Raw genomic sequence first — 26328 nt, 5'->3', positions numbered from 1 at the left:
ACCATTTTACTTACTGCGTAATCTGCATCGTTGCTTTACCCAATTCCCTGGCTGCATGCAAGCTAGCAAAATCAATTTGCAACTGTAATTGAGTCAGCCTCAGATTTTTCAATCCGGCTTTCTTATTCAAATCAAATGTAGCTTCATATTCATGTTTCTTTGTATTTACCAAGCGGTAATGGGCGTGATCCAAATAATATTTACCAAAAGTACTGTCACCGCCATTATCATGATAAGTCTTAGCCATAATTACAAAATCAGAAACCATGTCATGATCATGCAAATAACTACGACTAGAACCGTCAATTCCCGTTAATTTGTAACGTACCGTCAGCTTACCTTTGCTTAACGTCACCTTCGAAAATTGATATACGGAATGACTTCGTTTGGCAGTTATCGTGACAGGAATCCGATTTAAAGAAATTCTTGGTGAAGTCTCTGCTACCTCCAAACTCGATTGAATGGTCAACTGTTTGATTTGTTTAGGCATCTTTTTCACCTTGTAACCGATAATCTGCTTTTTCCCCTTTTTCTTCAAATAAACGGGATCCCCATATAGTAGGTAATCTGTCTGGCCATTGTTCACCCATATACCAGAGAGATCAAAACTATCATCCTGGTAACGCTGAGTTTCTTCGATTCTTAACAACCCGGTACCACCCTCGTACTCATCAAGACCTAACGCTTTCAACTTGATATCACCATTGGCAAGTGTCAAATTACCGTTTAATTTTTGCGTGGTGACCTTGCTTGGTGCTAGCCGTAAATTAAAAGCCCACCGGCCAAAGTTTCCTTTAAAGCTGGTAAAAATGATTGGGAATGGGATTGTTTTTTGAGAAACGTTTCCTTTAAGTTCACCATTTAGATAAAAGCGATAGTAACCTTTAGAAACTTTTCTGATGTCGCCAATGTTTTGTGAGAACTTGACCCCCGTTTTCTTAACATAACAAGAGAACCAATCATCGCGGGGATGCTCCAACCCGCGAACTGTACCAGTAATCGCCACTTCACGTCCCTGAACATAGGCACTTTTTAATACCACTTTCATCCCAGAGGAATTTCGCGAAACATTTAATTGTTGTGATTTTCCATTAGCTTCAACAATACTGCCTAAATCATCATCAAACTGGGCAAAAAACTGGCCCACGTACGGCACTTGCGCCATTACGTGATTCACAGGTGTAATATACATGCCGCTCAAAATAAGCAAACAAAACGCTGCTGCTACGGCGATCACTCCCCACAGCGTCCGGTGCCGGTGGTGCTTTTGAGGCACCCCAGATGCTGTCAATACTGTTTCGATGGTTTCTCTAGTCTGAGTGGAATCTGTCTTTTGTGCTTTATTTAATTCATTAACAAACCGCGAAAATTTTTCATTTTTCAAAATAGTCCCCTCCTAACCACTGCTTCAATTCAGCTTTACCACGTTTCAAATGTGATTTGACAGTATTTTCTGGAAGTGAAGTTAAGTCACTAATTTCTCGGATGGACAAACCTTGATAGTAAAAGAGCAGAAGCACCTGACGATACCGATCATTCAGTCTTTTTAATCCCCCCAATAAGTCAAGTTTCTCATCAACCGTTGCTCGTTCTAAGCTTTCTGGAACTTCCGGCAATTCAAAATTCTCCGGTTGTTCATGTGCTTGTTCCTTATAGCGTTTGTAGCATTGGCGAATCAAGATCTTGGTTACCCAAGTTCGAAACAGTTCCGGTTTCTTCAAGCCTTGAATCGCATGCAACGCAATTAACGTCGTTTCGCCAATTGCATCTTGAATATCAACTTCACGATGTAGATATAAATGACCAATCTGGGTTAAATATTCGGCTTGACTCAGCATTAAATCTGCGAAGGCTTGTTGATTGCCGCGAATCGCACGTTTGACCAATCGTATTTTTACTTTACTCACGTAACCTACCCCCTTCCGCTTATTAGTGGTCAATAGGTGCCAAAAAGTTGCACCCAAAAATAAAAAGCTGCTTTTTTGGCACACCTTGAATGTGGCATAGCAGCTTTTCTTTCATTTTATTTGTATGGCCAATTAAGCATGTGAAGGACCATGCTATGAACGCCATTATTTATCGGCTATCTTTGCGGCAAAGAATGGTTCCACAATGGTCAGTTTTTGCTCATCAAAATCAATTTCTGCCTGTGCTTCATAAGGTAAGACTGTTCGCGGATAGGCATGACCGAAATTGACGTTCATCAAAATCGGTAACTGTTCAGCGGCCGTTTCTGCCAATAAAATTTGTTTGTAAGTTTCATAATAGGTTTCATCTTGGGGTTTGCCGACTAAAATTGCCCGGACAGCGGAGAAAACCTGGTGTTGTTTAAGTATTTGTAACATTTTGCGATACAGTCCCGGCTCCGGCTTTTCTTCACTTGTTTCAATAAATAAGATTTTATCCTGCCATTCCGCTGGACGAGGAAAAAGTCGGTATTTTTCGGCAACCGCCTGCTCATCCGGATAGCGGGTTGTGGTCAAGATATCATAAAAACTGTCTAAACAGCCACCGAGCAAACGTCCACGAACTTTGCCGCTTCCTCTAACCGTTTCGTAACCTTTCGATTCTGGATGTGCAACCCGCGGCATTCCCACTGCAGCAGGAGAAAAATCCTGCCGTTCTTCGTACCAAACGGGACTGGAAAGAACGGCAGTCTCATTTTTATTTTGAAAATAGTTCAAAAAAGCAGCCTTTGTATAAGGAAGCATTTCATGATCTAATTCAGCTAAATCGTTCAAAAAATTCGGTCCATAAAAACTTTGCATCCCGATGCGCCGCAACATGAGGTGATTGATTGTGGTGTCAGAAAATCCCGTAAACAGCTTGGGATGTGCTTGGACATTATGTATAAAATAGTGATCCGTCATTAAAAACGGCAGCAAACGGTAAGTATCATCCCCGCCAATCACCGCAATAATGCCCTTAATATCAGGGTCTGCGAAGGCTGTTTTTAAATCCTGTGCCCGGGCCTCAGGATGTGCGGCTAAAAATTGGCTGCCTTTCAAAGTGTTCGGCATCATCACGGGCACTAATCCCATTGTTTTTATACGGGCACAACCTAATTCTCGTTGATGTGTTGCAAATTTTTCGCCGAGAATACCGCCGGATAAGCTCACAATTGCCACTTTATCACCGGGTTTTAAGGCTGGAGGTTTGATTAACATATCCGGTCACCACTTTCGTAAATTTTATCAAGCATACCATTATGCATTTGGATGCGCACCCTTTTTTAGAAGTCCGAAAACGTGACCTGCATTTTAGTGGCATCAAAAGTTGCCCAGCTGCCCAACGGTGTCGTCATCATTGGAATTGTGTGACAACTATCATAATCAGCGATAATGGGTAAACTAGTGTTTCCGAGGACTTCCTGTAGAATTTCCAGCGGCTGCCGGCCCGTTTTCAAATCGTCAAAAAGGGCGTGTTTTCCAAGCACAATTCCTTTTACCTGGTCAAAAATTCCCGCATTTTTTAACATAGCAAAATTCTTTTCAACCGTCGCCGCATCTTTTTCGGCATCTTCAATAAAAAGCAAATCATTTTTTGTCAGAACAGGAAAATAAGGTGATGCCAAAAATCCATACATTGTATTTAAATTGCCACCCATGAGTCTACCTGTCAACTTGGTTTTTTGCGTTGCTACCCAGCGGTTCGGATATTTTTGTTTCGGCCGTTCAAAGGTATTCCAATTCAGTGCTTCGTCCGTCCACGTCTTTGGCGCCGTCACAGTCACTGTTCCGCCACGTGGGGTCTGAATTATTTTGGAAAAATAAGTCCACGTTTCTGCCACCATGGATTCAAATTCACCAAATGAGGCCACCAGTGCCGGCCCATAAAGCACGCGGCATGCTGGAGCCTTACTTTTAATAGCCAGCAAAATGGCAGTCGCATCAGAATATCCCACAAATGTTTTAGGATGTCGATTCAAACTTTCATAATCCAGGTATGGCAACAACGCATTGGAATTCGTGCCACCAATTGTTGCCATGACGATCTCAACCTGCGGATTATGAATCAAAGCATTTAACTCTGCTGCTCTTGCTTCAATTGTGCCAGAGCGATAACCGTCCCGTTTTCCAGTGAGACTGCCAGCGACTAATGTGATTCCCTTATCTGCCAAAAAAGTCTTCGCGCGGGCAAACCGCTGCGGACTAAGCGCCGTAATGGGCGTTGATGAAGAATAAAATCCAATTGATGTCATAAAATCCCCCTCAAACACGGTAAGTTGACTTGATTCCTATTAAACCACTAAATACCGCCTAAAAGTATCCATTTTTGCAAAAAACCATGACAAAAAAGTCCTGCCGACGGGCGCGTCATTTTATCAGGCTGATAAATACGCTGCACCGCCAACAGGACTCACAAATCTCATTTTTGCGCGCTAATCTTTTTCAATTTTACCGACCGCAATTGGTAACGTCACATGGGCATCATAGCTGCCAACTTCGCCCGCAACCGTCTTTGGTAATTGCAAACTTTCTGGTACGCCATGCACATAAATCACACGTTTTTCTAATTGCAGATCGTCAGTGCCAAACACCTCTTTGAATTTTTTACGTAGTGCAGCCAACGGCACACGCATCTGATAGGAAAAATGACCGTGTTCATCCGATACCGGATAATTATCATTCGGAATATTCATTTGGTGAGGGGCATCGTCAAACGGGACCATGGTCGTACCAGAAACGGGTTCAGTTTCCGGAAGATCCACAAATCCATCGTGGTTTACATCCTGGTCCATAGTGGCAATTTGGGCATCTTTGCCATCTGGAAAGCCATGGAAATGTTCCCAATGTTGGGTATTTGCTGGGGTATCAAACATTTCAATCTTAATTTCTAAGGTATCGTCATTTTGAATAAACTCCGCCGTTCCGTGGGCCTTAGTGCCGATTGCCGCTGCATTTAAAGAAACTATTTTTGCAACATATTTTTGACTCATTTGAATCACTCCTTAATTTTATTTTTTGCTATTTTTTAAAAATACCCTTTTATCAGATTAGCCATTTCTTTTGCGTGTGTTTCCAACGCAAAATGACCACTATCTAGTAAAACAACCTTTGTGTTGGGATCGTCTCGCTCAAACGCCTGCGCTCCTGGATAAATGAAAGAAGGATCATTTTTCCCCCAAGCTGCCAGTAACTTAGGTTGATATGCCCGCAAATAGGCTTGAAATTGAGGATATGCTTTGATGTTATTTTGATAATCAAAAATTAAATCTAACTGCCGTTGTGCATATCCTGGGGTTTGTGTGTAGGCAATATCAAGCAGGTAGCCATCTGGAGACACCCGGTTTGCCAAAGTGCCGGTGGTGTACTGCCCAATAATGGTTTCCGGAGCGAATGCCGAACGATAGCTATCTCGTTTTTCTGGGGTTGGATTTTCCCAGAAATCTTTTCGCAACGCCCACTTCTTACCTAAGCCCTCTTCATAAATATTTCCATTTTGACTAATAATACCCCGAATCCAGTCGGGATGGGCGACCGCAATGTGAAACCCAATCGGCGCACCATAATCAAAAACATACATGTAAAATGACGCTAGATGCAACGTTTTTAGAAAATCAGACATAACATCTGCCAAATGTTTAAACGTATATTGAAACTCAGTATGATCGGGCGCGCTTGATTGTCCAAAACCAGGAAAATCCGGGGCAATTAGATGGAACCGGTCCGTTAACTGGGGAATTAATTCACGAAACATATGACTTGCGCTGGGAAAGCCGTGAAAAAGGACCAACGTTGGTTTCCGCGGATCGCCAGCCTCCCGATAAAATATATCGAGTTTATCTACCTTAATTTTCTGATACGTAATCATTTTAGGTTACTCCTCAACTTTTCATTATTTTGTGTTAATAGCTGTGTCATTTTGGCTTTATCCGTCCCTAAATACTGATCAGTTAAGTGACCAAATTTTTCCAAACACTCATTTGCCACTTTCAAAAATTCTGGGCTAGCGATCCCCAAATCAACTGTTGTGGCTCTTCCGGAGGCTGTTAGAATTACCAAATCTTTTTGACTTAAAGTTTTAACCATTCTGGAGACTGTTGACCGTTCATAGCCCAGCCTTTGTGCAATTTCTTTAATCGTCAATGGGTGCGTATCTTCTAAAGTCATCATAATATAGGCATACGCCGGTTTCATGCCAGTGGGTGAAAATATCTTATCTGCGACCAGTTCAATACTTCGCATATACCGGGCCGCGGTGAAGTACGCACAGGTTCGTGTAAAGTGATGAGCTGTCATTTAATCTCCGTCCTCCTTTCGTGTACATACACAGTATAGAACCAAGCATCCTAAATTGCAAGCTAATCCTAAGATAAATTTTGCCTTTGACACCTTTGTCAAAAACTCGTATGGTAAGGATAGAAGCAATTACTTAAACTTTATGGGGGTTTTAGTTATGGAAATGAAAACAGCACAGTTGCGAATTTTGATTGATCAGGCAAAACAGGATCCTGTCATTGCAGGGGATGCTGTTCAAACCGTTTTGAACCAAGCAGAAACCGAACTGCAGGATGTGCACAACAACTATATTAAAACGGCGGTGCGCCTCACCCAAGCCATCAGTCAGTACTATTTAGCCCCAAAGCAGGTGCCCCAATCCTTACAAACCATCGATGATTTTGTGAAGACGGACGCGGATGCGGATAAACTGGATTCGAAAACCAAACGGGAATTAGGCGTAATTTCGGGATACATCCGTCCCCCATTTAATGATGATAAATTTTTAGACTAACTAAAAAACTGGCCGATTTCTGAAAAATCAGCCAGTTTTTTAATTCAAATAAGATATTGGTGTCATTTTTAAAAGCGTCAATTGGACGATTCAAATCACCCTGGAGTCAATTCAGCACGAAACAACTCCGAAGCTACATGAACACCTGCATCAACACTGTTCCCACAATCAAGCACACCACCACGTAACCTAACGCAGCAATTATTGTCAGACGTGTCGCTTTAGTTATCCTTATTTTTTTCATTCGTGCCTCCTTAAGCCGGCTGAGTGGTCAGCTTGGTTTTGTTCAACAAGAGCGAACTTGCCACAACCGAAAGAGAACTCAACGCCATCCCCAAACCAGCTAACTCTGGGCTGAGGCTTAATCCCAAGCCCACAAACACGCCGGCAGCAACCGGAATTCCCAATGAATTATAGATAAATGCCCAAAATAAATTCAGTTTGATGCGGTTAAACGTTTTTTTACTGAGTTCCAAAGCGCGAACCACGTCCTGCAGATCGTTTTTGACCAGCACAATTCCCCCAGATTCAATCGCAATGTCTGTTCCGGAACCCATGGCAATCCCGACATCGGCTGTCGTCAGTGCGGGCGCATCATTAATGCCATCACCCACAAAGGCAACCGGACCATTTTTTTGAAGTTCTTTAATGGCAGTTGCCTTATCGCCAGGTAACACATCGGCAATGACTTGATCAATACCTACTTGCTGGCCAATGGCACGGGCCACGCCTTCATTGTCTCCCGTCAGCATTACGGTTTGCAGACCGCGCTGCTTAAGGGCAGCAATTGCGGCCTGAGAACTAGGTTTCGGCGCATCCTGAATCCCAATTACGCCCAAAAGTTGGTGCGCTAAGATCACCACGACCACCGTTTTGGCTTCGTTTTGTAACGCCGCTATTTGCGCCGCCCACTCAGGCGATAAGATTTCAGAATCCACTAATTTTTCGTTGCCGACAACTGCCTCGTGCCCATTAATCTGAGCACGAACACCCTTGCCCTGCACGGCTTCAAATTCTTGGACCGCTTGTGGTGTGATGCCTTGTTGTTTAGCAGCGGTCAAAATAGCCGCTGCTAACGGATGCTCAGAAGCACTTTCCAAACTAGCCGCCACTTGGATGACGCGCTGCTGGTCACCAAGGACGTCGGTCACTTCTGGCTTGCCCTTTGTGATCGTCCCCGTTTTATCGAAAACAACTGTCTTAACCGTATTGGCAGCTTCCAAAACTTCGCCATTTTTAATCAAAATACCCAACTTAGCACTGCGACCGGTGCCCACCATTAAGGCCGTCGGTGTCGCAATTCCCAGTGCACACGGACAGGCGATAATCACCACAGAAACGGCAAATAGCATCGCACTCACAACATTATTTCCCAAAAAGACGTACCAAATTACAAAGGTTAGAATGGCGGTAATCAAAACGGTTGGCACAAAAATATCCGAAATTTTATCAACTGTTTTTTGAATCGGCGCATGGCTTGTCTGCGCTTTTTTAACCATTTCGACAATTTGCGCCAGCAACGTCTCCTGACCGACTTTCTGCGCTTTGAAAGTAAAGGTACCGTTGCCGTTCATGGTTGCCCCAATCACGTTATCCCCGACATGTTTGGCGACCGGCATACTTTCACCCGTTACCATGGACTCGTCAATTGTTGAATTGCCTGCCATGATGACACCATCAACCGCAATTTTTTGCCCCGGCTTTACCCGAATCACATCGCCTACGCTAATATTAGCCAGCGGAACCGCCACAAATTTACCATTGCGAAGAACTTCAGCTTCCTTGGCCTGTAAATCCAGCAATTTTTCTACCGCTCCGGAAGCACTGCGTTTCATGCGTTCTTCTAAAACTTGTCCTAAGAGAATGAACGTAATTACGAAAGCGGCACTTTCATAAAAAACTGCTTGGTGATTCACCATCGCATAAATACTGTAAAAGTAGGCGGTTGCGGTACCGACCGCTACCAACGTGTCCATATTGGCGTGATGGTGTTTAAATGAAGCCCAGGCGCTTTGCAAAAAGGCGCGTGCCGAAATCAACATCACGCCACTGGTCAGCAAGAACATTGTCCACATCCCACCAGGTAACGGAATGCCTAGCGGACTTAAGACCATATTAAGCAGCATCGGTAGTGACACAATCAAAGAAAATAGAAAGCGATTTTGAATAGCCATCACTTAATCACCACTTTCCCGTGAAACATATTCATGCCGCAAGCATAGTTAAACTCACCGGCTTTCGAGGTATCAATTGCAACCTGATGATCCTGATTCTGTGGCAAATAATCGTTAATCCCAAAATCCTCAAACACCACTTGCTCCAAACAGCTGGACGGATCTTTGCGGTTAAATGTAATCTGCGCTGGGATTCCCTTCTTTAACACGATCGTGCTTGGGGAATAGCCACCATCTACTGACACCTTCACATTTTGTTCGTGGGCATCCCCTTTGGCAGCCACTGCGGCTTCCTGATGTTTACCAAAAAACCACCAAACAATAAATCCGATCAAAGCTACCGCCACAATTAAAACCATGAGTTTTACCATCTTGCTCTTCCTCTTTTCCTAAATTAACAATGTTTTTCGCCCGGCACACAATCACAGGCAATCGTCTCTGGTGCCGTCTCCAGCTTGTCTGTCAACACTTGCTGCATCTGGGCAATATCCGTTTTAGTCAACGCGACATTCGTCAACAAATTTGTGATGACCGCCCCTTTTTTCATACTACAAAGGTGCGTAAATAACTCACTCACCGTTTGGTTCATCGCTTCGGTTTCCGGAACCGTGGGGTGGTAAATAAAGTGTCGCCCTTTTTTCTCCGTTTGTAACATCTCTTTTTTTACTAAGCGGCCTAATAATGTCTTAATCGTGGATTGGGACCAATCCCGTTTTTCTTGCATTAGGGCGATAACTTCGGCACTGCTGGCCTCACCTTCTGTCCAAATAATACGCATTAATTCCCATTCAGATGTGGTCATTGCGGCCACTGCCGTTTCAGCCATAATTTTATCTCCTTTGTGTTTACACTTGTAGTTTATATAAATACTTTACTGCTGACGTTTACAATTGTCAACCATAAAGATAAAAAAATAAGGTGAGAAGGGATCCTCACCTCAGCTGTTAACCAAATTAGATTTCGCCAATGTGTTCATCAATTGTCGCCGCCACGTGATCATGAACCTTAACACCGGCCGCTTCAAGTTCCGCAATTTTAGTCGCAAATTGTGGCAAATAACGTTTATTAGCAACTAACATTTCATCCAGTAAATCCTTGGCTTTTTGACCGCTCGGAATCAAGGGATTCATCATAAATGCCTGTAATGCCAATCCATAATCACCAGTAACAGCTGCTTCATCAATGACTAATTCCATATTTTTCATCAGTTGTAACCAACCTCTTTCTGCTGGCTGGAAGTTACCAAATGCCAAAGGAATCGCCCCTGTTGCGCCCACGCGTGCTGATACCTCAACCACATGATCACTCGGCAAATCAGGAATTGCACCGTGATTCATAGTGGAAACCACCATATGAGTTCGTTTATCATTATATATCGACGCAATGGCTTCACAAGCCGCATCAGAATAGTGAGCGCCGCCACGTTCAGCTAGCTGTTTAGGCTTATAGTCCAACTTGGGATCTTGATAAAGCGTAAACAACTCGTGTTCAATGCGCATAACCTGTTGCGCGCGGGTACCGATTCCCTTGAATTCTTCCAAACTGTGATCCAGCATTTCTTGTTCCCGGTAATAATAACGATGATAGCCGCATGGGATCATCTTCATCTGCTTCAGTTGTTCACGGAAGAATTTTACATCAAAAATATTTTTAGGCAGTCCCGCATCAGAACCGTCATAAATTTTGTCGATAATAGCCATGGTCACTTCACGTCCCGTGTTGTCCCAAACACGATGCCAATGAAAATGATCAATCCCCGCGAACTTATAGGTTAACTCATCAAGCGTTTTGCCAATCGTTGCTGGTTCATTCATCATGGCCATAACCGGAACATTGCATAGCCCAATGGCTCGGTCCCATTTTCCCCACGTGCGAATCGCTTCGGTAATCATTCCGCTCGGATTTGTGAAATTAATTAGCCATGCATTTGGACAAAGTTCTTTCATATCTTTGACAATATCTAAAATGACAGGAACTGTACGAAACGCCTTAAAAATACCACCAGCTCCATTAGTCTCTTGTCCTAACATGCCGTAACTGCCTGGAATTCGTTCGTCCTTAACACGGGCCTCTAATAAACCCACCCGAAACTGAGTGGAAACAAAGTCGGCGTCCTTTAAAGCTTCGCGTCGATCGAGCGTTAGATGAACTTCCCAATCTAAACCAGCAGCCTTAACCATCCGCTTGGCCATTGCACCTGTTATTTTCAACTTCTTTTCCCCATCAGGAATATCGACCAGCCAAATTTCTTTAATCGGCAATTGTGCCTGCCGTTTAATGTAACCTTCGATGAGCTCTGGTGTATAGCTGGACCCACCGCCAATTGTGACCATTTTCAATGCGCCTCGTGTCATGAATCATTCCTCCAATTTCAGTTGATTTTTATCACAAAACCATCGTAAATTGTGGGATCGGTCCCATGTCAAGCCGTTTTATTTAATTTTTCACCTGGGGAAATGGCCCCCAATCGACCCACTTAGGATGGAGGGATTGAACTGGCAATTCCGCATTTCTCAATTGATTAAAAAGATAATTAAAGCTATTTTGAGCTTGCTGGCGAAAACAGAGGTCAACTGTGGGGAAGCCAACTAATTTAGCTACCTGACTATTATCTGTGCCAATTACCAAACAATCCTGCGGCACGCGTTTTCCGCCTTCGCGTAAGGTTGCAATAAATTCCGCTGCCACATGGTCGGAATAACAAATGACGGCTTGTGGTGGAATCCGTTCTTGTAACCATGCCTTAGCCGCATTCTGACCCGCTTGTGTTTGGTGTGTAAAATGTTTTTGCCAGCTTAACTTTAGACCGGGATTGGCATGACCGAAGTCTTGAAGTGCACGAACCCGGGCCTGCGTATTGGCGTCCCGATTGCTAGAAAACACGTGCCCGATGTGCGTGTAGCCGTGTGCCAGCAAGCGGTTCAAAATCATCGTGTAAACGGGATAATGATCCAGATAAGCAGAATAAATATCAGGCAAATTGACGCGATGCCAAGTCGCAATGGGACCAAATGCTTGGTACGACTCAATCACGGACCAGGAATTAATTCGTGTCATCAAAAAAATGCCATCCAACATTTTGGTGGCCAGCAAGTCCAAAGCTTCACGCTCTCCTTGTTTGTTTTGCGTAAAATAAAGATTGACGTTATAGCCTTTCGCATGGGCAGCTTGGACGAAAACATTCATAAATTCACCAACAAGTGGAAAATAGTCGCTGACCAAAAATCCCAATGTATTAGAATGCTGACGGCGCAAATTTTTTGCCGTTTGATTAGGCACATAATCTAAATCATGCATTGCTTTTAAAATACGTTTTCTCTTTGCTTCACTTACATAACCATTGCCACTAACTACTCGGGAAACTGTTGATTTGGAAATACCAGAAAGTTGTGCAATATCATAAATGGTTGTCATCTTTTACCCCCGTCATGAAATTTTTAATCCCGGATTGGCTTTCTAATATTTAGTATACGCATAATAGGTTAAGTTTTATATGGTTTCCATTATTGCTTTACTGAATGAAATGGGCGTCTTTTAACACTTCTGACACTGAGATCACGGGGTTAAAGCCATGATTTGACAACGTTTTTTCTTTTTCAAAGGAGTTTTTATTTTTTATAATTCGTTATAATAAAAGCAATTTCGCATTTCATAGGAGGCACTCACGTGGACTTAAAAGCACATCAAGATTGGTTAATTGATTTTTATAAAGGCAGAAATTGGTATCAATATTCGTCGGCGATTCGGATCAACTACCTTACCGAAGAAGTTGGCGAACTTTCCCGCGCGGTACGAGCTCTGGAAATTGGTCGTGATCATCCCGGTGAACAACAAACGATGGCCAGCAAGCAACGCAATCTAGAAGAAGAATTGGCGGATGTCCTCGATCAAGTCTTAATCCTCTGTGGCAAATATGACGTTGATCCTAAGGACCTGCTGCGCTTTAGCGAGGAGAAATTAAAACAACGATTCCAAACGCCACACTAAACGGTTTTATCTGTAAACAAAAGGAACTGACCGCCCGTTGTTTACGAGGTTCGGCGTCATTGAGGAACCGTCAACTCGAATTATTTGAAAGACGTATGTTCTTAACAAAACAGCGGCCATAAAGCCAATGAGAATCGGTACCACCCAACTTAGCACCTGTTTAACTACTTTCATCCCTGTCTCCCCCCTATTTTTCTAAACTCATCTCACAAATTCAGCTATTTCAATAACTGATTGGTCACCACGTTCAGCAGACTGTGAAAAGTCGCCTGATGAGCCCGTGAAAAGTGTCCAAGCAGGCGATCGCCTAAGCTGTAGAAGTAGCGATGCCTTGGGATTGTATCCGTAGCTGCCTGATAAAAGACCCGCGCTAAATCTGCGGATGTCGCGTGGGTACTACTGTTCATCTGGTTAAACAACGTAACCATCGCTTCCGTTAGCTTTGCATACGGTGAATTTTCCCGTAAATTAGCCTGGGCATTGTTCATCGCAATTTCTGACCAAGATGAGGCCGTGCCACCAGGTTCGACAATGACAGAACGAATTCCGAATTGGCGAACCTCTGAATCCAGCGTATCCGACCAGACATTCAACGCGTGCTTAGTTACATAGTACCAACCGCCCATTGGTGAATACATATCGCCGCCAATCGATGAGATGTTGACAATTCGACCTGCACCTTGTTTGCGCATCGTCGGCAAAACCAGTTTGGTTAGTTCAGATGCGCCAACCAAATTCGTGTTCAACTGTTTACGGACCCTTTGCACGCCAACCTCTTCAAGCGGACCAAATTCGCCGTAGCCCGCATTGTTGATGAGCACATCAATCCGTGGTGCATGTGAAATCGCAAATTGAGCAAAATTTCGGATTGATGTTTCATCCGTGACGTCTAAATAAAGCGCATAAATATTAGCGCCGCCGGGAATCTTTTCTACCCGTCGTGCTCCTGCATAAACACGCCACCCGCGTTTTGCAAATAACTTGGCGGCTGCATATCCCATACCGCTGGAAGCTCCTGTGATTAAAACTGTTTTTCTGGTCATTTCAAAACTCACCTCTAAAACGTTATTTTTACCTTGATTATACGCGCTCTATTGCAAGAAAACGGCAAACTTCCAAATTTTTAAAAAGGTTGGCGTTTTACTTTTTTTAGTTGTTGCCTCACGTACTTTTGTTTTATGATCTCCCATTCTAGCAAGCCGAACAAGAACAAAAGTTCATCGCCAAACCCATTAAATAAATCCGCCAATTGTTCGTTTGTTTGCGGCAATTTGGAATGGTGACTACCGTTTTGTTTAGCGACTTTCTTAAAATCATCTTTTTGAGAAATTTATGAAAAAACTCGAATTAGTTTGACAAATCGACTTAAACTAATACTATTAAAATATATACTTAATATGGTTAGCCTTCCGATCTGCCATTTAAGAATTAAAAATAAATTAAAACTGGTGATAACTTGGATATTATTTATATGTGGCTTACCGTAACATTTTTTGGGATTGCATTTATTGCAATCTTGCAACAAATCATGCACCGGGTTGACTTTGGGATTGAAGTCACCCGAGCTTTTCCATGGCGTCAAGAGCTGATTTATTCAGCTTTCTTTGCCTTTGTGAGCGCAGTCCTACTGGGTACCAGCAACGCCATCCCCAATCTTTTGGTGGAACACACTGTCTTGAACGGCACGCTCTTGTTATTAACCAGCTATATTAATGTCATCTATACGTTGCGAAATAAACTGCTGGCGACTGGGATCTTGTACTGCCTATTTCTCACTGATCACGTCCAAAGTATTCAAATTTTGACGGTAGCCTTTCTTTTTTACGCCGTTTGTCTCCTTATCCAGCACTATTACTTCACCCCCTTTAATCAGCACCCCTTTGCCACCTTGGTGATTCAATCTGTCATCGGGATTTCTTTTTGGAGCTTTGTAGTGCACCCGAACAGTTCGTATTGGAGCCTGATCGCAAGTTACGTGGGTGCCATTATTTCGATCTATATCTACTCGGTCTTGCTGCATAATGATCACGTCAAACAAATTCACAATGAACATGGGATCCATTTTGATGCCTTAACCGGTGCGCGTAATTGGCACAGTTTTAAAGAGGACGCCGAACGCCACTTCACTAACCACGAACCCTTTGGCCTCATTGCACTTGATATCGATCATTTCAAACGGATTAACGATCAATACGGCCATCCCACGGGTAATCAAGCCTTGATTACGTTCACCAAAACAATTCAAAAATGTCTCGGGACGACCAATAGCACTTACCGTTGTTATCGAACCGGGGGTGAAGAGTTTTTACTGCTGTTGCCTGAAGTCGACTTCGCCACCCTCACAGCCATTTCGCAAAAATGTCACGATGCAATTGCTAAAGTTGTCTTTGAAACGGAATCTAAGGATAAAATCAAACTTACCGCTTCATTTGGCACCAGTATGCTTCATCCCAACGACACCAATATTTCAGATGTCTATAAGCGGGCGGACAAGAATCTGTATGTTTCAAAACGAACTGGCCGCGATAAAATCACTGCCGAAACACCCACCCATCTCACTGTTTAGAAACCACAACTTGAAGTGAACCCCCGATGTTGGACTAATTCCAACATCGGGGGTTCACTTCTATCCCAGCTTTTTTGATTTTTAAATTTCAATCTATCTTTGTTTTCTGCAACAGCCACATACTCCAAATGACACCAATCAGCATGATTATTGCCATCCATAAAAAGCCAATATTTGCCCCTAAAGTATCATTAGCTGTACCAATTAGGGTCGAAGCAAACACTTCAATTAATTGAGCTGTGCCATTCCAAATCGAAGTTGCCCGTCCCATGTACTGAGGAGCTACTTTTTTCATCAAAACGGTATTGATCACAACACGTAGCGCCGAATTACTCATCCCCAATAAGAATGTACATCCGATTGTCAAAGAGACCAGATGTACTCCGAACAAAAGGAGTAAACCACCCGTTGCCAGACTAAAGAAGAATACAATGATATGCCGTGCAACAAACTTGTTGATCAAAAATCCCGTAATTAGCCCTGCAACCAAGCCGCCAATACCGTAACCCATATCAGCTAAACCATAAATGACACTATTAGCCTTCAAAATTGTGGAAACATAGTCTGGTGAAGAGACATTAAATAATTGCGTAACAATCAGCGGTAGAATAGAAAGCATCCCAATTCCCAGAATCTGCCGGTGCTTAGCAATGTAATGCACACCCGCTATAAAGCCAGTTGCAGTTTGCGTATGCGTGGAAAAATTAGCTTCATCGGCTGGTATTGCTAAAATTAGACCAGCTGCAATAAAAAACATAATAATATTGATGATTAAGACAGCCAAAAATCCAGTGAAATTTAAAATAATTCCGGAAATTGCACCTGCGGCAAACATTCCAACCTGTAGGGAAACCTCGATAAATGCATTTGCTGTCCCCAGCAATGACTTAGGTAAGATAGCTTGAACATAGCTTCGCGATGCCGCCATGTAAGTTATCCAGCCCGCACCAGTTAGGATTGCTAAGCCGTTCATTGCCAGTAAATTAAATCCCGTTTTTGCAATTATGACTGCTAATCCTATCATTGGCAGCGCACGACCTAAAAACGTCCAAAGAATCACTATTTTACGTGAAAAATGGTCGGTTAGACTGCCAGCCAACGGAGACATTAAAAAACCGGCAAGGACATTAATGGTTAAATAAATTCCAACCAATCGATTAGACTTAGTAGCTTGCAGTAAATACCAATTAGCTCCCACTGTTGTCAGTCCTACGCCAAATCCTGATATAATGTCTGCCAGGAAAAAATTGCGGAAAGCACGTTTTTGTAATAAGTCTTTCATCCTAACGCCCCCCTTCTTGTCCGCCAAAGACCAGTACCATTTAACCAGCATTTAAGTAAGTTCAATCCGATATTTTCTCCCATAACTATTTCCGCCTTTCCTTAAGCCAACGTTCAATATAAAAAAACATAACTGTATTTTACTGGTAGTTAGCTTGCTTCATTTGCAAGTGTAAAGAAAGTCGTCAAAAATGCTTACATGACTTGTTAAATGGCAAAAAAAATCCCCACAATGATCATTACATCATTGCGAGGACCTTTATTCCAAGCTTAGTCATAATCGACGCCGTTATGACGCCAATATTTCTCTTCTGCTTTCTTTCGGCTGGACACAGCCTCCTCCAAATTATCAAAACTTTTAATTAGCACATAGCGTCCATGCCACCTCAGACGGGCAAAATACTTGCCCGACCTCTTATCATACGAGACACCGACAACCCCCGTTCGATTGCGTTGTGATTTGATTTTTGACGCATAAAAAATGCCATCATTATCTATCAAAGAAGTCTTCTTTCCCTTATTTCGCTGAAAAGCTTCATTTTTGGTCACCGTAATCTTCGACTTTTCTCGCCTAAGACACCCACAACTGCGCGTCATTCCGTTGCGCAGACGGTATCCATCGACCACTGTCTGATTGCCGCAATCACATTGACACAGCCACTTCGCATTCCGATTCTTGGCGGTTCCTGTTCGTCTCATCACAACCAGCCGTCCAAAGCGCTGTCCGGTCAAATCAATTAACTTACTCATCGTATCGCTTCCCAATTTTTCCAATCCAAAGATAACTCACCTTTAACCTACTTTCCCAAAAGGTCTTCCTGATGACGAATAAAGTCCGGTAATTTCTGCGTATCAAACCGCACGTATTGCGCCTGTGTGGTCATCATTTTTTTAACTGACCTCTCCAAATCGGTCTTTGTGTGCAACCATAAATTGGAAAACTCGACCAACAACTTTTGCTGCTCACGCTGGTAAGCGTCCGCGTCCAGTGGCGGATAGAGCTGCTCACGCAGATACAGATCGGCCATGTAATTCGTAAAATCAAATGGCAGCATCTTTGCCCGGTACTGCTGAATTTTTTCTAGAGACGCACGATGACTCAACGCCCACTGATCTAAGCGATGATAAAAATCCTTGCCACCGTCTTTGCGGACCGTTGTATTTGGATGCCACATCCACGTATAGACCACCGAATCTAAGTAATAAATGTCGCTTGCACATTCACATGCCACCCCAACAAAGTAGGTATCTTCAAACACACGCAAATCCGAGCGCCACGTCAATTGAATTTGTCTCAAATAGTCCTGTGAAAACCACTTGGCATACGCCGATTTCCAGTCGTGGCTTTCGTGTCGATAATACCGATACCCAACATCCGGCCGATGTGATTCTTCCATAAAAGCCCCGATGATAATTTGATGGTCGCCATGATACTTCACGACATTAAAGAAATCTAGCAGCGCACCGACATAATGAAATTGGTCGTCGGCATCCATATACATCACATACTTGCCAACGGCGGCCTCTGTACCGACCATCCGCGCATAGCCCGCACCCTGATTCTTCGGATAGTGATAGGTACGAATCGACAGATGACTAAAATAACTAAATAGTTCTCGGCCGTGAATCGGTGTCCCGCCGTCATTGACCAAAATAACCTCTACTTGGTCAAAATCAATGCCCACCTGATTGTTGATGGAAGACAACACCACACTCAAATCCGCCGCCGTATCCTGATAGTAAGGAATGACAATTGAAACTAATTTTTCCATCGTTTTTCCTCCTAGCGCGGCTTAATGGCGAGCCCAAACGAATTTAAATAAGCTACAAATTCATTCAGATACGCGTTAAACTGTACTTTTTCACCATTCCAAGGTGCAGCTTCGTTATGATCCGTCATCGCCAAATGGTTCACATATTTTTGGGTAAACGGCCACGCAATTGAATTTTTCGCAACAATCCCGTTGGCCAGCTGCACCAAATTATCCCGGTCAGCTGCCGGTAGTTGTTTGAGCTGTGAATAAAAGCGAATAATAAAGCGCGCAAATTCGCGTAAAAAAGCTTGTTGATTCAAAGTTTGTAAACGATCGAAGTAGGCGCTCATCATCATTAGCCAAGTTGCAGACACTGCCTGTGCAGGCTTACCTAACACCTTGGGATCCAAATTACGAGCCGCAAACTTAGCTAAGCTCACCTCTTCGATTTGGACATCTTCGCTAGCCAGCTGCTTTAACAATCGGCAAAAATACTCTTCTGCATACGGCAAAAAATCTTGTCGGAATTTGATGTCAAATGATCGGAGAAATTCACGTTGCAGCCAGCGCGCTCTGACCGTTAACGCATCACGCCCCACCTCATAGTCGGCCTTTAGATCTTCCCTAATTTTTTCAACCATCACCAAACCGCTTAAGACATCGGCATCGGGATGCTGGTCGCTATGGTAAAAGTAGGTTTGCAGGATATCTGCCGAGTTCAATTGGCTATCCACACCCATAAACATGATGTACTTGCCCTTGGCTGCTTCAATGCCAGCTTGAAACGCAGCTTCCCAGCTTAAAACACGTTCCAAACGAATATACTTCAAATTAATTTTTTCAAATATCTTAAGCGTTTCTGGACGCTGTAACTTGTAGGTCCCGTTATCAATCAAGACCACTTCTATTTGGCTTAAATCGACGCCAATCTGATTATTGATTGAAGAAAGTGGAATACTTAGATCCCCTTCTTGGGCATTGTTGACTGCAATAATAATGCTTAATCTTTTCTCCATCTTTGTTCCTCCAAAACTATCTTGGTTATTTCTCAATGAGCTGGGTTGCTCAAAATCATGCTATGTATGCCAAATGGCGGGGTTACCCGCCATTCGGCTGTCGCAATAGGACCACTCTAATCACGACTAATATTGAAAAACTTGTTAGTACAAAACATCATCCGACAAATCATCGTTCTTCCGACGACGTTTTGCGACCGCGTAAGCTAAGGTTGCACTTGCGATTGTGGCACCGATTCCCATCAAGATTTCGGCATCTGCGTTTGTTTCACCCGTTTGTGGCAAGGCGCCTGTTGCTTGTTTATTGGTGTTCTTCACATCATTGACAGCATTTCCATTCCCATCGCTTGCGTGATTGTCACTAACATCACTGACCGTCGCTGCACCAGAGTTACCACCGCCGTTGTTATGATTATTGCCTGTATAAGCAAGGGTAGTTACGGCTGCTTTGTTGCTTTGCGTACTTGTCTTAGTAGAATTGTGGCTACCACTATTCGAACTCTGATTGCCACTATTATCAGGTGTGCCATGACCATAGTAATTATTGGTTGTGTTACCGCCATTATTATTTGTAGTCTTGTCGCCCTTATTAGTAGTGGTATTCTTGTTTGTCGTGTTGCCACCATTATTGTTCGTGGTGTTGTTGCTATTATTGTTAGTGGTATTACCATTGCCATTATTCGTGGTTGTGTTCCCACCACCATTCGAGCCATCACTGCCATCTGCACCAGTGGCGCCAGTAGCACCAGTAGCTCCGGTATCGCCTGTCGCACCAGTTGCACCATCAGTTCCATCACTACCGTCACTACCATTTGTGTTGGTATTGGTATTGGTATTCGTGTTGGTATTACCACCGTTTCCGGTGCTGCCATTGCTGCCGGTTGCACCAGTAGCTCCAGTAGCTCCGGTTGCACCAGTTGCCCCTGTGGCTCCGGTTGCCCCTGTGGCTCCGGTTGCTCCGGTTGCTCCGGTTGCGCCGTTCTCACCATTGTTGCCGTTGTAACCATTGTTGCCGTTATTACCGTTGTAACCATTATTACCTTGAGGTCCTGTTGGCCCTGTCGCACCAGTGGCGCCAGTTGCACCGGTGGCTCCTGTTTCACCAATAAGAGAAATCAAGAAGTCATTCAAAGAGCCAGTATGCCCTTCTTCTAGCCAGATCTCGTAAGCCGACTTGCCATCCGCACCTGTATCACCAGTTGCGCCAGTTGCTCCGGTTGCTCCTGTAGCGCCTGTGGCACCTGTTGCACCCGTTGCTCCTGTTTTACCAATTAAGGAAACTAGGAAGTCATCGATTGAACCGGTATGACCTAGTGACAACCAGAATTCGTAAGCCGATTCGCCAGTTGCTCCGGTTGCTCCTGTAGCGCCGGTGGCGCCTGTGGCTCCGGTAGCCCCATCAGCTCCGGTTGCGCCAGTTGAGCCAATCAAGGAAACCAAGAAGTCTTCTAGTGAGCCAGTGTGACCCAAGCTAAGCCAGAGTTTATAAGCTGATTCGCCAGTTGCACCTGTGGCACCTGTGGCTCCCGTTGATCCGGTTGCTCCTGTAGCCCCAGTGTCACCCGTGGCTCCAGTTGCACCAATCAAGGAAAGTAAGAAGGCATCAATTGAACCGGTGTGGCCTTGTTGAATCCAAAGTTGGTAAGCTGACAAACCTGTCGCACCAGTCTCTCCAGTTGCGCCGGTTGCTCCAGTAGCACCCGTAGCTCCAGTAGATCCGGTTGCACCTATCAGAGAAAGTAGGAAGTCTTCAACTGAACCTGTATTGCCTTGACTAATCCAAAGTTGATATGCTGATAAACCAGATGCGCCAGTTGCTCCAGTGGCACCTGTGGCTCCAGTGGCACCTGTGGCTCCGGTTGCTCCTGTGGCGCCAGTCGAACCAATCAAGGAAAGTAAGAAGGCATCAATCGAACCAGTATGGCCTTGTTGAATCCAAAGTTGGTAAGCTGACAAACCTGTCGCACCGGTGGCTCCAGTGGCGCCTGTGGCACCTGTGGCACCGGTGGCCCCGGTAGCGCCGGTCGTTCCGATCAAGGAAATTAAGAAGTCATCAATCGAACCAGTATGGCCTTGTTGAATCCAAAGTTGATAAGCTGTCAAACCTGTCGCACCAGTCTCTCCAGTTGCTCCAGTAGCACCCGTGGCTCCAGTAGCACCCGTGGCTCCAGTATCACCTGTCGCTCCAGTATCACCCGTGGCTCCAGTATCACCTGTGGCTCCAGTAGCACCCGTGGCTCCAGTAGCACCTGTAGCGCCAGTAGCACCTGTTGCGCCAGTATCACCTGTGGCTCCAGTGTCACCTGTGGCTCCAGTGTCACCTGTGGCGCCAGTAGCACCTGTGGCTCCGGTAGCACCCGTGGCTCCAGTATCACCTGTCGCTCCAGTATCACCCGTAGCTCCAGTATCACCTGTTGCGCCGGTCGTTCCCTTAAGGATTGGTGCATAGACATTCCAAATATCTTGTCCAGCTGTATCAAATTGTTCATCAGCCGTACTGTCATCGGCTAAATCATTAATCTGACCACCATACTGGTCGGCTGTATATTCGTAGTAGGCGTAGTAGACACCGTCTTCATCTTGGTATAACGCCTTCTGAGCATCGGTCAACTGATCTGTAATATCAAATTTAAGGTCGCTGCCGCCATTTGCGACATCAGTTAATTCATCCGTGTAAGCCGTGCCCACATCACCAGTTCCGACATAGGTTTCTTTCAACTCAGTGCCGTCTTGATTCTCCAAAACATAGTGAATGTAGTAATTGCCTTTTTCAGGTGTGTAGGTAACTACACGTTCGACTTCACTATCATTACCAGTAATGTCGACCGTGGCATTTCCAACGTTATCGCCATTAGCATCTGTCACGGCAACACCATCTACGGAGGTCTCAACACTTGCCGTGTAGCCATCTGGCGTTTCCAGTTGTGAAGTCATTAGCTTGTTAATCGTGGATTCTTGGTCATCAGCCGACTTGCTGACCCCATCAGGACTTGTTGTCCAAGCAGAGTAGGTTGGTGCACCACCATCAACTACCGTAGCTGTCCGATAGAAGTTAACCGTTGAAACGCTGTCTGCTTCATCATTTACCGGATCACCATAAGTAACTTTTTCAGTAACCGTCTTGGTTAACTCCAAACCTTCGGGATTATTTCCTGGCGTGTAAGTTACCGTGGTGTCCTTGAACGTAACAACGACATTCTGCGCATCGCTTGGTTGCGTGGACGTTGACGAAACCGTTGCTTCTGGCACCGTCTGCGTACCATCCCCATTGTCTGTTAACGTGGCACCAGTTGCTGAAACGGCATAACCAGTCGGCATATCGAAGCTGTACGCTGCATAGTCACTCGCAGGTTCACTGCCCGCTTCATCCAAATAAGGTGTGTATGCCAAGATCTCACCAGTTGCTTCATCAGTGGTTGTACCCCAGTAAATTGTTTGGGTCTGATCAGCGACTGTACTATCTGCAGAATCTGGTACATTTGCGAAAGTAATTGTTCGTGTCGTTGTCAATCCTGTCTCTGAAGGCGTTTGATCATCAATGACATGAACTAAATTAATAACCGCATTATCGCTGTCATCTGCAGCCATAGTGCCGATATACGTAACGACTCCTGTATCGGAATCAATCGAGAATTTCGATGTATCCTGATCATCAGCTAATTCATAGCCGGCTGGAATCGAAATTGGGTTACCAGTTGAAGGTTGTTCGCCAGTGGTACCTGAAACGGTACGAACCACCGGCCCATTACTATCCGTAACAGCCTTACCGTCTGTCTCGTCATAGAAAGTAACTTGCGCAGAAGTATCGCCATCAGCAATATAGGTGATGGTAACTGGTGTGGCATCTGTTGGCATAGTTGTGGTCTCGGCCACGCTGGAACTATCAACATCATCGTTATCAACGGCTTCACCGTTATTATCGACCGTGTAGCCGGCGTAATCTTCGGCAGCTAAGCCATCAGCAGACGAATAGCCGCTTGTGCTTGGCGTATAGGTCGTAATGCCAGTTGCTAAGTCCGTGTCAGTGGTCCAATCTACTGACTGCGTTAAAGTATAGTTGTCATCATCACTATCTTTGGTTGATCCCGCTGGAACTTCACCTTCGGGAACACCTGTGTAAGTGATTACGCGATCAGTTGTCCCATCAAAGTTCTGTGGTAGCTCGGAGGTGTGCTTGTGAATGACATAGATGACGACATTATCACTATCATCCGTAGTGTAATTCAGAGTAACCGACTGCGCAGCGTCTTGATCAGCAACTGGTGTGGTGTCAGTTGCTGAAGTCACAACCACATAGTCGTCCCAATCGATCATTCCTGATAAATCTACTGTATGAGCGGCGTCAACGTGAGCTTTATAATTTTGATTATACAAATCATAGTACGCACCATCAGCCGTTGCGCCATCGACGTCGCTTGCATTTGGATCAACATCCACAATCTTAATGTTAGCGAGTGTATCCCCAGCTTTGAGTGTGACAACTACGTCTTCATTCGCTGGTGCAGTCTCAGAAGTAGCTGGTGTATCCTCAGCAGCCACTGTAAATGTTGAACCATCCGTTGAAGTTGTTCCCTTTGCATTACCGGAAGTTACAGCAGCCGAATAACCGTCAGGCACATCAACGTCAACAGCTTCATAGATTCCAGAGGTTCCTTGAGTATCCGGCAACACATCATTATTTGTGATATAGTCCGCAAAATCATAGGCATCTTGTTGATTCTCAAAGGAATAATACGTATCATCGCCGGTGGCTTCATCAGCTACTTTGACCCAGTATACTTCGCTCGATTCTGTGTCCACAGTTTCCCCATTTTTTGTCACTGTAACCGTCCGCGTAGTATCTAAGCTGGAATCTGTCACATCTGTTGTCGGACTGAGAATATGGGCCAAGTGGACAACAACGTCACCCTCAGTTCCCGGATCAGCAGTTAAGGCAACATTCGTGTAGCCTTGAATTGATGTCTTGTCCGTGCTTGTCCAGATAAATGCGCCATTACCTGAATCACTCGTATCAAATGCACTGCTGGTACCATTGGCATCTGTTACTCCCACGATGTAATAACCGTCTGGAGCAGTGTAGGTGTATTCACCATTTTCATCTACTGTTCCAGTGACTTCCTGGCTTGTACCAACAGTTGCTTCATCATTGTCATCGTCAACCGCACTGACGTTAAATGTAGCATTCTCTTGTGTAATCGTGTCTAATGGCATAAATTGATCGCCCGAAACGGTGCTTGCATCATTAACTGTTCCCCAACCCAGTGCCGTTGCATATGACTGAGCAATATTCCAAACACCGTCAACTTCAAGTCCTAAACCCAGCCCGTAATATGCGTCACTCCTTAAATTCAAGCCGGTAACTATATTATTATATGCGGAAAGTAGCGCTTGAACTTGGTCACTTGATACCCAAGCAACATTACTACCATTGGAGACAAGATGTTCAAAGGTGGAGTCCACTAGCCCTGTTCCACCTGTTCCACCGGTTAAGCTCGCAGTAGAACTCGAAGTTCCTGAATCCAAATTGAAAGTAAAATAAACTACAGATTGCCCACCAAGGGTGCCGGCCGCAATCATACCTAAGTGTTGATTATCTCCATAGGTCAGATTGTTCAAATAACTAATCTCGTATTGTTGTAGTTCACTTTTGGCTGTAGAAATTTCCGCGTTGGTTATGGTACCGTCGCCATTTGCATCCACAACAATTCCAGCATTAGTATAGGGGGCATTAGTTTTATCCTCGGCAGCCAACACATCCGGATCCTGACTTCCACTTGGCACTTCGTACGTTGGCGTCTCAATATAACCATAAATTAACCATTCCTCAGGATTACTCCCGCTTCCTTTAACGTACATTACTGAGTCCGCATTTACTGTCCATTTAACGCCAGTATTCTGGTCATTTTCTTGTGTGACGTATGTTACTCCATCATCGCCCAAAACCGTATCCGTGACTCGATCAGTGACATACAAATAATAACCATCAGCTCCAGTCAGGGTTGAAAGGGTTGACGTGAGCATATTGCCACTGGCGTTTACTTTAGAGGCATCTGAATTCGGATAGTCAGTCGTTCTGCCACTAACAAAGTGATTCGCATCAGTTTTATAATTGTCTGGCGTTGCATCTGTTGCATTGTCGCCATCTTTGATTGCTGTATCATCCGCTTCCGAAGCAACAGCCTCTCTCGCTTCTGCCAGATTGCTGATACTTGAAGCGTTCGATGCAGAGCTGACACTAGTATCGGCCGCGCTAGAAGAAGCGTCACTAACTACTGAGTTCGATGCACCAGAAGTTAGTGATGTATCTGCTGAGCTTGTGTCTTCTGCCGTCGTTAAAGCTGAGCTTGCCGAACTTGTATCCTGCGCCGTTGATGAAATCGAGCTTGCTGAACCCGCATTACTTGAGCTAACAGCGGAACTATTGGCACTGCTTGAAGCTGTATCGGCTGCTGTCGAGCTAGATGCCGCACTTGCACTAGTACTGGAACTAGCAACAGACGACGCACTTGACGTACTTGCGTCTGAACTGGCGGAACTGCTAGTTGCCGAAGAATCCACACTTGTGACCTCTGCAGAACTGCTAGAAGTATTTGCTGTATCAGCATGAACATTCACACCGCTAAATCCTAAGATAGCAACTGAGAATAAGCCGGCAAAAAGCCACGTTCTACCAACTTTATACATCCGGTAATGCAGATCATCTTTTTCGCTATGCGTCAGATTGGTATTATTTTTCGAAAGTTTTCTAAAATCTCCTGACATTTCTTTTCCTCCTCAAAATTAAAATCCTTCTTACCTATCACTGCTTTTTTAAA

22 protein-coding genes are annotated in these 26328 nt (G+C 44.4%); 3 read left to right on the top strand and 19 right to left on the bottom strand.

Annotation, left to right across the window (positions count from 1 at the left end; translation table 11 throughout):
* Window positions 1–10: 10 nt before the first annotated feature.
* The 7 genes from ACLJJ6_RS02900 to ACLJJ6_RS02870 form a co-directional block, all read right to left on the bottom strand.
* Window positions 11–1384: a DUF4179 domain-containing protein gene (locus ACLJJ6_RS02900; protein WP_412989945.1), complete on the bottom strand. Its 1374-nt coding sequence runs from the start codon at window positions 1382–1384 to the stop codon at window positions 11–13.
* A complete protein-coding gene (locus ACLJJ6_RS02895) occupies window positions 1374–1907 on the bottom strand; it encodes a sigma-70 family RNA polymerase sigma factor (protein WP_412989944.1) in 534 nt (177 codons plus the stop codon). The genes ACLJJ6_RS02900 and ACLJJ6_RS02895 overlap by 11 nt, the downstream gene beginning before the upstream one ends.
* Window positions 1908–2072: 165 nt before the next feature.
* Window positions 2073–3167, bottom strand: a complete 1095-nt coding sequence (locus ACLJJ6_RS02890; protein ID WP_412989943.1) for a S66 peptidase family protein — start codon at window positions 3165–3167, stop codon at window positions 2073–2075.
* Between the two features lie 65 nt (window positions 3168–3232).
* A complete protein-coding gene (locus tag ACLJJ6_RS02885) occupies window positions 3233–4201 on the bottom strand; it encodes a S66 peptidase family protein (RefSeq protein WP_412989942.1) in 969 nt (322 codons plus the stop codon).
* Between the two features lie 180 nt (window positions 4202–4381).
* On the bottom strand, window positions 4382–4939 hold the full coding sequence (locus ACLJJ6_RS02880; protein ID WP_412989941.1) for a hypothetical protein: 558 nt from the start codon (window positions 4937–4939) through the stop codon (window positions 4382–4384).
* A gap of 35 nt (window positions 4940–4974) precedes the next feature.
* Window positions 4975–5814 (bottom strand): alpha/beta fold hydrolase, encoded by an 840-nt coding sequence (locus ACLJJ6_RS02875; RefSeq protein ID WP_412989940.1) that lies wholly within the window; start codon window positions 5812–5814, stop codon window positions 4975–4977.
* Window positions 5811–6242, bottom strand: a complete 432-nt coding sequence (locus ACLJJ6_RS02870; RefSeq protein WP_412989939.1) for a MarR family transcriptional regulator — start codon at window positions 6240–6242, stop codon at window positions 5811–5813. The genes ACLJJ6_RS02875 and ACLJJ6_RS02870 overlap by 4 nt, the downstream gene beginning before the upstream one ends.
* Before the next feature lie 157 nt (window positions 6243–6399).
* Between ACLJJ6_RS02870 and ACLJJ6_RS02865 the strand changes: the two genes are divergently transcribed.
* On the top strand, window positions 6400–6735 hold the full coding sequence (locus ACLJJ6_RS02865) for a hypothetical protein (protein WP_412989938.1): 336 nt from the start codon (window positions 6400–6402) through the stop codon (window positions 6733–6735).
* Window positions 6736–6989: 254 nt separating this feature from the next.
* Here ACLJJ6_RS02865 and ACLJJ6_RS02860 read toward each other — a convergent pair whose 3' ends face one another.
* From ACLJJ6_RS02860 to ACLJJ6_RS02840, 5 genes are all read right to left on the bottom strand, one after another.
* Complete coding sequence (locus ACLJJ6_RS02860; RefSeq protein WP_412989937.1) at window positions 6990–8909, bottom strand: copper-translocating P-type ATPase; 1920 nt, start codon at window positions 8907–8909, stop codon at window positions 6990–6992.
* A complete protein-coding gene (locus tag ACLJJ6_RS02855; RefSeq protein WP_412989936.1) occupies window positions 8909–9280 on the bottom strand; it encodes a cupredoxin domain-containing protein in 372 nt (123 codons plus the stop codon). Before ACLJJ6_RS02855 ends, ACLJJ6_RS02860 begins: the two co-directional genes overlap by 1 nt.
* Before the next feature lie 23 nt (window positions 9281–9303).
* Window positions 9304–9735 carry a CopY/TcrY family copper transport repressor gene (locus ACLJJ6_RS02850; RefSeq protein ID WP_412989935.1) on the bottom strand — a complete coding sequence of 144 codons (432 nt, stop codon included), beginning with the start codon at window positions 9733–9735 and terminating at the stop codon, window positions 9304–9306.
* A gap of 127 nt (window positions 9736–9862) precedes the next feature.
* Window positions 9863–11263 carry a 6-phospho-beta-glucosidase gene (locus tag ACLJJ6_RS02845; protein ID WP_412989934.1) on the bottom strand — a complete coding sequence of 467 codons (1401 nt, stop codon included), beginning with the start codon at window positions 11261–11263 and terminating at the stop codon, window positions 9863–9865.
* A gap of 82 nt (window positions 11264–11345) precedes the next feature.
* Window positions 11346–12323 (bottom strand): LacI family DNA-binding transcriptional regulator, encoded by a 978-nt coding sequence (locus ACLJJ6_RS02840; protein ID WP_412989933.1) that lies wholly within the window; start codon window positions 12321–12323, stop codon window positions 11346–11348.
* A 252-nt stretch (window positions 12324–12575) separates the two neighbouring features.
* Between ACLJJ6_RS02840 and ACLJJ6_RS02835 the strand changes: the two genes are divergently transcribed.
* A complete protein-coding gene (locus ACLJJ6_RS02835; protein ID WP_412989932.1) occupies window positions 12576–12896 on the top strand; it encodes a MazG nucleotide pyrophosphohydrolase domain-containing protein in 321 nt (106 codons plus the stop codon).
* A 6-nt stretch (window positions 12897–12902) separates the two neighbouring features.
* On the opposite strand, the gene ACLJJ6_RS02830 is transcribed toward ACLJJ6_RS02835, so the two are convergent.
* Window positions 12903–13070 (bottom strand): S26 family signal peptidase, encoded by a 168-nt coding sequence (locus ACLJJ6_RS02830; protein ID WP_412989931.1) that lies wholly within the window; start codon window positions 13068–13070, stop codon window positions 12903–12905.
* A gap of 44 nt (window positions 13071–13114) precedes the next feature.
* A complete protein-coding gene (locus tag ACLJJ6_RS02825) occupies window positions 13115–13939 on the bottom strand; it encodes an SDR family NAD(P)-dependent oxidoreductase (protein ID WP_412989930.1) in 825 nt (274 codons plus the stop codon).
* A 413-nt stretch (window positions 13940–14352) separates the two neighbouring features.
* Between ACLJJ6_RS02825 and ACLJJ6_RS02820 the strand changes: the two genes are divergently transcribed.
* The gene (locus ACLJJ6_RS02820; RefSeq protein WP_412989929.1) at window positions 14353–15462 is read left to right on the top strand and encodes a GGDEF domain-containing protein; all 1110 of its coding nucleotides are present in this window, start codon (window positions 14353–14355) and stop codon (window positions 15460–15462) included.
* An 88-nt stretch (window positions 15463–15550) separates the two neighbouring features.
* Here the strand turns inward: ACLJJ6_RS02820 and ACLJJ6_RS02815 are convergent, their stop codons facing one another.
* The 5 genes from ACLJJ6_RS02815 to ACLJJ6_RS02795 form a co-directional block, all read right to left on the bottom strand.
* Window positions 15551–16744 carry an MFS transporter gene (locus ACLJJ6_RS02815; RefSeq protein WP_412989928.1) on the bottom strand — a complete coding sequence of 398 codons (1194 nt, stop codon included), beginning with the start codon at window positions 16742–16744 and terminating at the stop codon, window positions 15551–15553.
* 269 nt (window positions 16745–17013) lie between these two features.
* Complete coding sequence (locus tag ACLJJ6_RS02810; RefSeq protein WP_412989927.1) at window positions 17014–17493, bottom strand: AP2 domain-containing protein; 480 nt, start codon at window positions 17491–17493, stop codon at window positions 17014–17016.
* A gap of 47 nt (window positions 17494–17540) precedes the next feature.
* Window positions 17541–18515 (bottom strand): glycosyltransferase family 2 protein, encoded by a 975-nt coding sequence (locus ACLJJ6_RS02805; RefSeq protein WP_412989926.1) that lies wholly within the window; start codon window positions 18513–18515, stop codon window positions 17541–17543.
* An 11-nt stretch (window positions 18516–18526) separates the two neighbouring features.
* Window positions 18527–19513: a glycosyltransferase gene (locus tag ACLJJ6_RS02800; protein WP_412989925.1), complete on the bottom strand. Its 987-nt coding sequence runs from the start codon at window positions 19511–19513 to the stop codon at window positions 18527–18529.
* A 144-nt stretch (window positions 19514–19657) separates the two neighbouring features.
* Window positions 19658–26275, bottom strand: a complete 6618-nt coding sequence (locus tag ACLJJ6_RS02795) for a KxYKxGKxW signal peptide domain-containing protein (protein ID WP_412989924.1) — start codon at window positions 26273–26275, stop codon at window positions 19658–19660.
* Window positions 26276–26328 lie beyond the last annotated feature (53 nt).

The sequence above is a fragment of the Pediococcus siamensis genome, assembly GCF_047220215.1.
Taxonomy (GTDB): Bacteria; Bacillota; Bacilli; order Lactobacillales; family Lactobacillaceae; genus Pediococcus; species Pediococcus siamensis.
This window is presented reverse-complemented; position numbering and strand designations above follow the sequence as displayed.